The 12,378-nt window shown below is 35.7% G+C and carries 11 protein-coding genes; 6 read left to right on the forward strand and 5 right to left on the reverse strand.

Annotated features, from left to right (window positions below; translation table 11 throughout):
* Positions 1 to 3: 3 nt before the first annotated feature.
* Both HMAT_RS05175 and HMAT_RS05180 read left to right on the forward strand, forming a co-directional pair.
* On the forward strand, positions 4 to 1,299 hold the full coding sequence (locus HMAT_RS05175) for a PIN-like domain-containing protein (protein WP_104381716.1): 1,296 nt from the start codon (positions 4 to 6) through the stop codon (positions 1,297 to 1,299).
* Positions 1,300 to 1,761: 462 nt separating this feature from the next.
* Positions 1,762 to 2,964: an IS256 family transposase gene (locus tag HMAT_RS05180; RefSeq protein ID WP_104381717.1), complete on the forward strand. Its 1,203-nt coding sequence runs from the start codon at positions 1,762 to 1,764 to the stop codon at positions 2,962 to 2,964.
* 147 nt (positions 2,965 to 3,111) lie between these two features.
* On the opposite strand, the gene HMAT_RS05185 is transcribed toward HMAT_RS05180, so the two are convergent.
* Entirely contained in the window at positions 3,112 to 4,731 is a 1,620-nt protein-coding gene (locus HMAT_RS05185) for a hypothetical protein (RefSeq protein WP_158655629.1), read from the reverse strand.
* Between the two features lie 11 nt (positions 4,732 to 4,742).
* Complete coding sequence (locus tag HMAT_RS05190; protein WP_158655630.1) at positions 4,743 to 4,994, reverse strand: helix-turn-helix domain-containing protein; 252 nt, start codon at positions 4,992 to 4,994, stop codon at positions 4,743 to 4,745.
* A gap of 82 nt (positions 4,995 to 5,076) precedes the next feature.
* On the opposite strand from HMAT_RS05190, the gene HMAT_RS05195 reads away from it, so the two are divergent.
* Entirely contained in the window at positions 5,077 to 6,126 is a 1,050-nt protein-coding gene (locus HMAT_RS05195; RefSeq protein ID WP_104381720.1) for a DNA cytosine methyltransferase, read from the forward strand.
* 319 nt (positions 6,127 to 6,445) lie between these two features.
* Here HMAT_RS05195 and HMAT_RS05205 read toward each other — a convergent pair whose 3' ends face one another.
* Entirely contained in the window at positions 6,446 to 7,579 is a 1,134-nt protein-coding gene (locus tag HMAT_RS05205; protein ID WP_104381722.1) for a DUF4238 domain-containing protein, read from the reverse strand.
* 132 nt (positions 7,580 to 7,711) lie between these two features.
* Positions 7,712 to 8,665 carry a hypothetical protein gene (locus tag HMAT_RS05210; RefSeq protein ID WP_158655631.1) on the reverse strand — a complete coding sequence of 318 codons (954 nt, stop codon included), beginning with the start codon at positions 8,663 to 8,665 and terminating at the stop codon, positions 7,712 to 7,714.
* Positions 8,666 to 8,807: 142 nt separating this feature from the next.
* Between HMAT_RS05210 and HMAT_RS05215 the strand changes: the two genes are divergently transcribed.
* Positions 8,808 to 9,227 carry a hypothetical protein gene (locus tag HMAT_RS05215; RefSeq protein ID WP_104381724.1) on the forward strand — a complete coding sequence of 140 codons (420 nt, stop codon included), beginning with the start codon at positions 8,808 to 8,810 and terminating at the stop codon, positions 9,225 to 9,227.
* A 25-nt stretch (positions 9,228 to 9,252) separates the two neighbouring features.
* Here HMAT_RS05215 and HMAT_RS05220 read toward each other — a convergent pair whose 3' ends face one another.
* The gene (locus HMAT_RS05220; RefSeq protein ID WP_104381725.1) at positions 9,253 to 9,837 is read right to left on the reverse strand and encodes a hypothetical protein; all 585 of its coding nucleotides are present in this window, start codon (positions 9,835 to 9,837) and stop codon (positions 9,253 to 9,255) included.
* Between the two features lie 600 nt (positions 9,838 to 10,437).
* Between HMAT_RS05220 and HMAT_RS05225 the strand changes: the two genes are divergently transcribed.
* Positions 10,438 to 10,812: a hypothetical protein gene (locus HMAT_RS05225; RefSeq protein WP_158655632.1), complete on the forward strand. Its 375-nt coding sequence runs from the start codon at positions 10,438 to 10,440 to the stop codon at positions 10,810 to 10,812.
* A gap of 165 nt (positions 10,813 to 10,977) precedes the next feature.
* Positions 10,978 to 12,378: TonB-dependent receptor plug domain-containing protein (locus HMAT_RS05230; RefSeq protein ID WP_158655633.1), on the forward strand; the 1,401-nt coding region annotated here is incomplete at its 3' end.

Genomic DNA, 12,378 nt, shown 5'->3' on the forward strand with positions numbered 1-12,378 from the left:
TTTATGGAAAACCAAGAACGAGTAAGGATTTCATTTTTTGCCAAAAGAGGATATCATGACTTAAAGAAATATAGTATTTGCTTAAAAGAGTATCACAAAAATATTGATATGGAGATTGGACTCGAAACAAATACACCAATATTTTTAGATGCTAATGTGCTCCTAAGATATTATGAGATTTCACTCGTAGCGAGAAAAAAACTCTTAACTTTTATTAAAAGCAAAACTCAGCGTATTGTGTTGACCTATCAGGTTCAACAGGAATTTCTCAAAAATAGGGAAGAGGTAATTGATAATTTTTTTAAAGATGTCACCGCTAAAATACCAGGAAATTTCACGTCTGAGGTTTTGAATAAAATACATAATTTTTTAAATCAGAACAAAGTCATTCTTAAAGATTATCCAGATTTTGAGAGCGATATTTCAAATGCTAAAGATAACTTGGAGAAAGCTAAAGGATCTATTGATGGCAAAATAAAGACTGTAAGCAACGACTATAAAAAACTAAAATTTGAAGATCCTTTTCTTGACATAATTAATAAGTGTATAATTCTGGACGGATTAGACCAAGAGTATTTAAAATCAGTTAAGTCTGAATTTGATAACTTGAAAAAGGATACCAAAGATGTTAGTCCCGAATCTATATCAAAAAATAGAAAGATAATTTTTCCAGGATTGGGAGATATTAAGAAAAAACCTGAAAACCCTTATGGAGATTTTATTATCATTCATGAGATTATGAAATATATGGTTGATAATAATACTAATGCGATCTTTTTAACTTTTGATGCTACGAAAAAGGATTGGATGTCTGCTTCAAAAGAACCTTATTTACACTATATTGAGAATGTTTATTATAACACAGGAAAGATAATAAATATTTTGGATGCAGATCGCACGTTAGAAGGTGTACTTGAGGTTGATCTTGATTCTTTAATTGAATCTGAGCTTGAGATCGACGCAAGTCGATTAACATTACCTCTGCTTACTCAATATTGTAGTAAGCATAAAGTATTGAGGAACTTTAAAAGCTCCAGTTTTTTAGAGCAGCATGTTGAAGAGTTAGTTGCAGCTGGATTCGAGACAGTAGAAGACCTTGATCAGGCACTTAATGAAGTCGATGAAAAATACCTCTTATTTTTACTTAAACAGAGTAGTATTACTAAATTGGGTGCGCTGCGGTTTAGCTTAATACCTTACAATAAAAGCTATCAAAAGGTTTATCTTAGACTTCAAAAGAAATGGATCAAAACCTCGAGTAAATACGATTCGAAATATATAGAATGGCTAGTTTCTTAATGCAATCAATAGAAATTTTCGGAAGTATAATGTAAACTTTGGCAATGAAATAATTGAATAGAGTTATTAGGTCGTCTAATGTCTTCTTTGGCGGACAGCAAGGAGTGGACGAGACTGTAAACTGAGCTATGTCAATGGCATAATTCAATAGGATTACTCAAATTCAATTATTCAAACGATCCGGTCCTAAACGAAAAGAATATATTTAGTTTTTCGCGAATGTTATTTTTAAAAGAACTCATCATAAAGCTTTAAAGATGGAGTTCTTGCCAAATTTCATAACTTAAACAAGATAAAAAGATACGCTATGTTAGAACCAGATAAGGCCTCAATGAACCTAATTGATATAATCGAGAATGGAAAAGCTAGGTATAAAAGACACTGTCTCATAAAGTGTGTAAGTTATAGAAATGCGGAGTTTGAAAGGACTTCGCATTTTTTATTTACTAACTTTATAAGAGTATGATTGACAAGGATTCACTATTAAACGACAAGGAGTTCTTAAAGAGTTTTAAGGACGGTTTAGAGCTGCAATCATTTTTCCGCGAATTACAGGCACGTGCAGTATCGCAAATGCTCGAAGGAGAAATGGACGGCCACCTTGGCTATGAAAAGCATGAGCGCAGTTGTCAGGGCAATTCTCGGAACGGACATACGAGTAAAAAGGTTCGTGGGGATCAGGGAGATCTGGAGATTCAGGTTCCCCGAGATCGCGATGGTACATTCAATCCGATCATCGTTCCCAAAGGCAAGAACATGATTGACGGAGTTGAGAACGTGATCGTTTCGCTATATGCCAAAGGCATGAGTGTTTCGGATATAGAAAATATGATGCGCGATGTGTATGGATTTGACCTTTCTGAATCGACGATTTCCCGGATTACCGACCGTGTGGCGTGTGATGTGATCGCCTGGCAAAACCGCCCGCTGGACAACGTCTATCTGATTGTCTGGATGGATGGCATTGTTTTTAAGGTCAGGGAGAACTCCAAAGTGGTCAATAAGACCATTTATCTTGCTGTGGGCCTAAACAGGGATGGCTATAAAGAAGTTCTGGGCATGTGGCTGGGTAAGAATGAAAGTGCCAGTTTTTGGATGGGAATCCTGGCAGACCTAAAATCCCGGGGAGTAGAGGATATGCTGATTACAGCGACCGATAATCTCAATGGTTTCTCCGCTACCATACGGAGTGTATTTCCTGAGTGCAGCACCCAGGTCTGTGTTGTCCACCAGATCCGAAATGCCTGCAGATATGTTGTATGGAAGGATAAAAAGGCTTTTACAGCGGATATGAAGCCTATCTATGATGCTCCCAATAAACAGGCTGCACAGGCCGCACTGGCAGATTTTGCCGATAGATGGGAATCCAAGTATCCTTATGCAGTAAGATCATGGAAGGAGAACTGGGACGAACTGACCGTCTTTTACGACTTTCCACTTGAGATCCGAAGAATAATCTATACGACCAATATCATCGAAAACATGAATGGGAAGATCCTTAAATACACAAAGAATAAACTGTCATTCCCCAGTGATGATGCCGTACTAAAATCTGTATATTTGGCTTTGAGAGAAATCTCTAGAAATTGGACAATGCCCATTCGTAACTGGGCTATTATCCTAAATCAGTTCTTAACTTTATTTGAAAAAAAAGTCCAGTTATAAGGAACATAACTGAACTCCGTAGTTTTTATTTACACACTTAGTGGGACAGTCCCGGATGGGAGGGAGTTCTTTAAGTTTTAATCCTCCGACACTTTGTATTACACGCCCTTACTCTCTATTAATATCGCAGATGGCGGTACACTCCGTTTATACTTTTAATAAGCTATTTATTTTATTCCTTATAAAAGCGGGTGTACGTCTATCATTTAACTCTTTAATAAATATGTTATCAAAAACCCTTTGGAACTCTTTGAATTCGAAAAGTAGCATTTGATCCTTAATAGAAGACATTTTAACGTAGAAAATATCAACCTTTAATCCTTCAATATTTAAGTTTTTGAGCAGTTCACCTCTAAAATCATACGCAATAAAATTAAGTTTTAACGTCCATTTATCCAGATCGGCAATACTTTCTAATTCTTCTCGTCTTTTTATTAAAGCATGTTTCAATGTTCGAAGATGTCCCTCAGCGTAAATCTTGGTTAATATGCCTCCATGCGCTTCATATGCAGTAATTTGAAGCAGATTTGAATTTTGAAAGTCACAATCTCCAAGTTTTTTTCGTGATACATTATTAGAGTTTACAGCATCGCCGATTCCTCGTCCTCTCCATCCTGCTGATTTTAGGAGGTGATTTGAAGCAAAAAGGTCGACAAACCGCTGTTCGAGAATTCCGTAGGTATTTGTGGGTGACTGTGCTATAAAATCTATGATTTTAAAAATTTGAGATCTAGATAATTCTATAGGTATTAGTTCCGGTTCAATTGTATTGATTTTTATATAGCGTACTAACCAGCGTCTTATCCATCCACTTAACTCTTGGGCAGCCGCAAACCCCATTCCTTCCAAACCTTTTAAAACGCTAACCAGATTAGCTGCTTGTTCATATTCTTTAGGCTTCCTACTACTAACCCAATTATCGTCAATTATATCAACAGCTTTAGCATTGTTTAATATTGGATTTCCAGTGTGCACCAAATTATTCCACTTTTCGAATAGCCAAAGAGCTACATTGCCTCTTGGGTTGAATTCGTAGAGGGTTATAAAGGAATGATCATAAAATTCTGCAATTAGTGTCTGATAATGTAATATTTGAAGATAGGGGAGATGGCTACTTTCTGGAGCAACAAGTCTTTTCAAAATATTTGTAAGATCGAGATTAAACTGGAGGGTGCGAGCTATTTCTCCCACTTGTTCTGCAGCATCTTCTATTGAAGAATCTGCAAAATATAAATCTTGATAGTCGGAATCTTTTTCAAAAACTTGTTCGACATAATTTGGGTTTAATATAGGAGCAATTCCTATTTTCCCTAAAAGGTCCCTAATACTTTTCCAGCTCACTAAATCTAGCCTTATATCAATAGATTTTAAAACTCTAGTAATTTTCGCTGCAGACATTTTCTGTTCAATTGCTAAAGATAATATAATATTTAGGTGGCTTAGCAATATAGTAGCAAATTCGAAAGATGAAAACGGTTTATTTAAAATCAAAGAATGTAAAGTGAAGTAATGGTCACCTAACTTTGGAATTTGTTTTAAGGATATATTTAAAAGATAAGCTACTGCACTCTTAAATGTTGGATCTAAAGTTTGATCTAGACGCCAAGCTTCATATTTCACATCGAGAAATTCGCCTATAGTGTCAGCTTCTATGCCTTGATGAGATAGATATTCTAGCAAATTAATTGCTGCAATTTCCTCACAATCAGGCGGAATTGGAAGCAACATCCTTCGAAGTTTAGCTTTTATAGCTAATAAATTTTTCAAATTAAGTTCAATTAAGTCGATAAATCGTTATAAATAGATGGAAATATTTCGTTAATCCTTTCATATGGAATATCTAAAGCTGCCATCCAAGACAATAGTTCGATAACCGTCACCTTTTTACTGCCGCTTTCTATTTTTGCAATGTCAGATTGGCCCTTACCTAATTGTACAGCAAGATACTCTTGAGAGACGGTCTTTTCTACCCGAAGCTTAGCTAGCCATCGTGCGATAGTAATATCAAAGTTTTTATCTTTTTTAGTCACAATAATTCAGGAAAACTTGTTTCGACGCTATGATATCAAAAAAAAACCATTAATTTTGGGGCTCATTCCAAATTAGAATAATATGATAGACCAAACTGCAGTAAGACATTCGGAAGTGGGGAATATAGTTTCACTATATTCGGGCGCTGGTGGACTTGATATTGGATTTCAGAAGGCAGGATTTAATACTATATGGGCAAATGATATCGATAGATTCGCGACGCAAACATACCAAAATTATTTTCCAAATCACACCGTTACAACTGGAGATCTTCTACTTCAGGAACTACCTAAAGTTAAGGATTTAGCTTTAGTAATTGGAGGGCCTCCGTGTCAAGGCTTTTCTATTGCAGGAAAAATGGATCCCAAGGATCCAAGAAGTAAGCATGTTTGGAATTTTATATCAGTTGTCGCGAATTTAAACCCTCGAGGTTTCGTGATGGAAAATGTAAAAGCATTGGCAACAAACACCAGGTGGCAAAGACTAAGAAATGATTTGGTAATAGAAGCACAAAAATTAGGCTATAAAACGAAACTATTTTTGTTAAATGCAGCTCACTATGGGGTTCCACAGGCTCGGGAACGAATGTTTTTAGTTGGATTTAAAGATAATGAACCGTTTGAACCAAAAGCTACTACCTATGAAACTCCTATTTCTGTATTTGATGCATTATCCAAACTCCCTAAATACGGAAGTGTAGGTAACGATGGTATATGTACTGCAAAGATTACAGTAGCAAAAAATCCAATTTTAAGAAAGTCTCCATTTGCAGGGATGCTATTTAATGGACAAGGAAGGCCATTAAATGTTGAAGTTCCAGCACTTACTTTACCGGCATCTATGGGAGGTAATAGAACTCCAATTATTGATCAAATCCAATTGGAAATTAAAGGGGCAAAATCATGGATAAGTGAATATCATCAACATCTATTGGCTGGCGGTGCACCAAATTTGGCTGTATCTGAAACCTTGAGGAGATTAACCGTTGAAGAGGCCGCCTGCCTACAAACATTTCCGAAAGGAATGGAATTTAGTGGAACACAGACAACTAAGTATCGTCAAATTGGTAATGCGGTTCCACCTATGTTGGCCTATAATGTAGCTTTAGCTATCAAACAATTATTTGAATAAAGATTTTGAGTAAAAATTAATTATTACTCCTTCTTATGGCGAAATAGTTGAGGGTATCACAAGAATACATAATCTAGGTATTAATGCGATTCAAACAAAAATTGATAATTTTTGTTTGAATTGTCTAAATTTTTTGTGAGGTTTTTAATATCGAATTCCGAAGTAAATTGGCTATTTTCAAATTTATTCTGAAATTTATATCTGGTTGTTATTATCTTCTTAATAGTGTGTATTGTATTTCCTGTAGAAAAATTGTTGATCTGCTTAAAAATTACTAAAATCCAACTTATTTTTAATTTCTTAGATTGCATGCCCTGCTTTAGACGATTTTCGGATTTCTCAGTTGAATTACATGACGGGCTAATTTTTTGTCTCTTAATTTTTCAAAGTATTGGTATTCCTGTATCTCTCGCATACAAATTATTTTGGTCAAATCTAATTTTAAACTTAATACTCCGCTAAGATATTTTATACCATCAATTTCTAATTTTATGCATAAATCTGTGGTGCCCAATCTGACTAATCTTTCATCATCATTTTTAGAGTCAATAATCCTGCATTTTTCATTATTAATCTCATTTGCTCTTTTAAACTTTGATGAATAGTTTATGATTTTACTTAACATATGGTCGTTTAAATTTTCATCAAAATATAAATTTTGAATACAGTTTAAATACTGGAGAGCATTAAATTGTATGACATCTTTTTCATTATTTAGTGTAATTTTATTTGCCTTTCTTGTACCCACTTTGTATATCTGTGGGTCGAAAATACAGATTAATAACGTCGGAGATATGGGGATAAAAATTTGAAGTCCTTTTGCCCCAAATCCGGTTTTCCCAAAAGGCCATTTCATTCTCTCTAGGTATGAGTTATACAATGCAATAGGAAAATCTGATGCTATGAAGGGCATTTGGGTATTATTTAATATCAATTTTACCTCTAGGTCCAGCATCAAACGACATAGGTCAAACAAATTTTTAAGATTTAAATGAAGGCTTTCTTCTTTTTCCATTTCTGGTATTTCATATTTTTCATGCTCATCGGGGGAAAAAAGTAGTTCGAATGATTTATTGATCATTTTAGTTATGCCTTCAATTACTGTTGGATTTCTAGAAAAAGTGCAACTTACAAAAAGAAGCAAAGTTGAATAATCATCAGCATATTTAGATCGGTCATCCGAATATCTTTTGGGTAGCGTATGTGTTTGTTGAATATTCTTTAAAACTTTGGCAAAATCACCTTCGATTTTTGAGAAATAATCTTCAATTTTCCCGTCCTTTCCATAGTAAAATTTTTTTGAGGCTTGATTTTTTAAAGGAGCATGCCTTATAGTTTTTTTATTATTTATATTATAAACTCCTATTTCCTTTTCATTTTTTTCTATTGAAAAATATTTTAAGTAAAATTTCGGTAAATAATGCTGGTTTTTTTTTTCAGTTATGTATTCCATGGAAAATATATTTTTAAAAAATATTAGACTTGTTCTTATTTGACATAGTCTTTGTTCAATGTTATAAGATAAAGCTCGTTTATAGAACTATGGAAACAAAAGGGTTGTTCAGGAAAAGGTGGATTCGATTCCTCACCCCACAACATCCACATCAAAGACCTCAAAAACAGTCTCCTCACTGGTGTCATAAATATCCCATGGTTTTTCAAGCGAGATTTTAATGATGTTCCTTTTTTTCTCTTTCCCAGCTTTGGTCGTCAAAATCTCCGTGCGCCGTTCTAATATTTTTCCGGGAATCAGCGCCCAACGCGGGTAGGTTGTATTTTCATCCCAAAATTGATCGGTTAAAACAGGTACTTTATCTTCAATAATGTGCAGACCACCATCTATATCGGTAAATTCACATCTGGCAAACCCAGGAAAGTCGTTGCTTATATAATCAGTGACTTTTATACGTAGAAATCCCATATTTGTAAACTGTTCATTTGCAAATATGTCATAATCATTTAGTTTATCCCGGAGCTTAACGATACGCGGAGCCTTTTTCTTTTTTGTGTAGGTTTGTAGCGCATTTATAATAAATAATGGACGTACATAATCTTTAAAGAAATTCTTACTATCCTGAAAAATCTGTAGTGCTGATTTCGGGATATTGAAATAGCCTGATTGATATGCTGAGTTAATCCAATCCTGCACATTTTCTTGCGTAACGTCGCTATTGATGGGTAGCCCTAACTCTTTTTGCTCATCGCCTAACGCTAAATCAAAATCATCCTTCCAAATTTTATTATCATAGCTTCTCTGTACTTTGAAGTGCTTGTTTCCATTTTCACCTATTGCACGGAGAATGCGAATTGCATATTTTGGCAATGAAACAGGGACAATTTCGTCGAGCCTGCAGTCATAAATGGATCGGATAGTATTGTTTTCGCCATGACCAAGAATAAGCGTGTGATCTGGACGTTCATAGTCTCGAATATAGAAGTCCCTTTGTCCTAATAAAAAAGCAAACTCAAACTGGCTCATTCCAATGCCTTTGCGTAGTTTGAATACATTGAACATTTTAAAAAGTTCAAATTCTGACATGCTTAAGATTTTTATTACTTCAAACGTAAGGTTCATTGTCATATTCGGTTCTTACTAACTTACAACAAATATAGCCAAACTATTCCTTTTGTTAGATATACTAGAAAATGTATATTTAAATCTAAGATGCCATATTAGAATTATGAATGTTAATCAGTCCAAAATAGTCGATTTATTAAGGTCTCTTCCAGAGTTATTAGAAATTCCGTTCGTGCTCGCAACCACAGGAGAATTAAATGTTTTTATCGATACTGCTAGATCGAGAGAGGTTCCAGAACATGTGATCACACAACTTACGGACTTTTATCGTGTCACAAATGGCTATGCCTATGATGTTATTATAAATTTTTTTGAGTGTACTGAATTAACAATTTATGAATGGTGGGAGGATGGAGACCTTTGGTTAGGGCAGAGAGATTTTAATACATTACGTTGGTCAAATGGGAAATTCTCTTTGGGTGACGCAGGTAGTGCAAGCTTGGATGAAACCTGTGAGGCTGATACCCTAATTGGTCTTATTGAAATCTGTAAAATAGAAATATTAGAAGTACTTAAAGACTAGAAATCATGAACATATAAGTTTGGCTTTAAGATTTTGCTTTTGGCTTATACGCTACATAAGTATTAATTCCATTCACTAATTTAACCTCTAAACGCTTATTTTCTCCCTTAGTTGCTCGGCTTAAAGCACTCGTAAAATCTGAACCTTTCCAATTCTGATTTTGGATATTATTACAATAGTCAACAATTTCTGGAAGTGTTCTCGCAATGTCAAAAAAATCTGTTGTTTCAATCACAGCACTTAATGTTGCTGCTGAACCTGTTCCTGCGGGAATAGGAGGGATTTCTTTTATTACTTTATCTCTGTCAAGAATTTCAGACGGTTGCAGGTCTAATATTGAATATTCCGTTTTAAAATTCACAGGAATATTTTCCTTTCCATTTTCACGCTCAATCTTTTTTGCTATTTCAGTGAAATAGATAGCAATTTTCAATAGTACTTCGTCTGTGTATTTTGAATATGAAGCTGTACTTTCAATAACTGCTACATATTTTTTGCTTTTATCTAAATGTAAAGAAAGTTCTTCACCTGATATACCCAATTCTAAGCGAATATTCCTGACGATTATAATTGTTAAAATCTCAAAAGGAGTAAGGTACCATACGTTCATGTGTAAATGAGCTAAATTTGGTGATTGATATTTTGGTTAGTAAATAATTTGCTTTTTATGTATAATATTGATATATTTGAATCACATTTACAGTAATATCATTTTGAAATGAGGTATTTATAACAAAAGAGTCTTGCGGTTGCAATTTCTGAAGCCGTAACGCAAGGCAGTAGTTTAAATACCCACGTCTATTCTTATATAAAAGCTTTTAGTATATTTGCTGAAATAAGATAGATGTGGGCCTACTGTTAGCCCGTGTTACGTTAGGCTTCAGAAACTTTTTCGCAACCACGGCATGTAGGCCCACATGTATCAAAAAGCCTTCTCCCAAGACTCGTTCAGCCAATAACGAGTTATGATTTTAAAAAACAAACATCCGAACAATTCAATTCCACCTTAATTTTTAGGAATAAGGGTCTTTATGCCCCAATCCGAAGCTTGTCAGTGTATCTATATCATCTGCTGTGTAATCAATTATTAGACAACTAACTCGGAGCATTTTTTCAAACTATTTTATGAACCCGAGCGCATACAAGCGCGCGGGATAGGATGAGTATTGCTTTAATTTTTTGCGGTACTGATCATTTTAATGCCTCAAAAATGAACCAAAAATCAAACAATATGCTACCTCGAGAGCTAGCATGTTATGAAATATACGACAATGGATACGATCCATTAAATACCATTACGGACTTCTGGTCCCAACATAAAATCACCGACTGTCGGCAAAGCCTGTGGGGACTCTTTGAAAACTATAGAAAGTGTGTAGTACAAGAAGATGCTGCTGATGTTAAACAGATACACGAATTCTTAATGCAGCTGTACCGTGTCCTGATTGCCTATTTCCTGGTACACTTTCGCAAGATCGGCATCGATACAGTGCCATTCGTATTTGCTGAGCCTGTCGAAGCCATGACGGCCGATCTGGAAACCAAGCAAAGGATCCACAATTTCTTTAACAGAATTTCGGAATAATAACCAATCCATAAGCAGATGATAAAAAGATCTAATCTATGCGCTGCCTTATTGGATAAGGTAGTACTTATAATGCTGTTCGCATTGTTTTTCAATCTTGTTAATTGTTCTTTAAATGTATTGAAGAACATAAGAGCTTTTATTGTATTAGCTCTTATGTGTTTTATGTTTAGTTTATCGGCTCAGACGCCCCGCAAGGACAGCGGGGCGGAGGGACCTTTAACAGTATCTGGTACAATAGTTTCGGTACTCGATGGTAAACCGATACAAGGGGTATCTGTTCGTATTGAAGATGAAAAGGGTAGAGCATCCACCAAAAGTGACGGCTCCTTTGCCATTAAAGTAATAGCTAAAAAAGGCAAAATCTTATTCTCTCATCTAGGATATAATGCCCAATCATTGACTTATACCGCTGGAGTATCAATTAATATTCAATTGATACCTATTGATAATAGACTGGATGAAGTGGAGGTTGTCAATACGGGTTATCAGCGCATCTCAAAGGAAAGGACGGTCGGCAGTGTCGATGTACTAGATCAAAAGCTGATCGACAGATCGGTCTCATCTAATATACTTTCTAGAATAAATGGGCTTACAACAGGGCTTCAACTGCCGAAAATCAATAGCAACGAGGGCGGAAATCAGCCTGAATTTACCATCCGGGGCAAAAGTACTTTATTTGCGAACGCGGAGCCTCTGATCGTTGTAGATGGCTTTCCCTATGACGGTGGATTAAGTAGCCTCAATCCTGCAGATATCGCTTCGATCTCTATCTTAAAGGATGCCGCTGCGGCTTCTATATGGGGTGCTCGCTCGGGCAATGGAGTTGTTGTTATCAGTACTAAACAAGGCAATAAAGACCGACTTTCCTTATCTGCCGAAGTGATCCAGAGCATCGCTGATAAACCTGATCTTTATTATAGCAAATTTATATCAAGCAGTGATTTTATTGACGTAGAGAAGTTTCTCTACGAAAAGGGCGCTTACAATGCTCGCTTGAAGACTGGCTATCAACCGGTGTCACCGGTGGTGGAGATATTGGATAAAATGAGTAAAGGCCAATTATCATATGAACTAGGCAATGAGATAATAGATGCTTATCGTCTAAAAGACAATCGTATACAGAGATTGAAATACTTATATCAAATACCTTTCGAACAACAGTATAATCTGGCGATTTCAAGACCTTTTAAGGATGGTAGTTTTTATATTTCGGGCGGTCTCAATCGATCGGATCAGGCAACTAAATATACCCAAAATGAGCGCAAGACACTCTTGATGAAATACGATCAGCGCTTTCTGAATGATCGGCTCAACTTTTCCTTTCAGACCAATCTGACTGATAGAAAAACGCAGAATGCACAGAACAGCACAGCAATGTATCCTTACGAAGAATTGGTCTCGGCCGATGGTTCGCCAGTAGTAGTAACTGGCGGTATGCGCAATAGCTATGTAGATACTGTCGGCAATGGGAATCTACTCGACTGGTACTATAATCCACTGACGGATCTCGGTAAAGGTATGTCTACCAGTTCGCTGTTCAATCTGCGGCTTAATGGCGGTATA

This window comes from Sphingobacterium sp. HMA12 (assembly GCF_002933815.1).
Classification (GTDB): Bacteria; Bacteroidota; Bacteroidia; order Sphingobacteriales; family Sphingobacteriaceae; genus Sphingobacterium.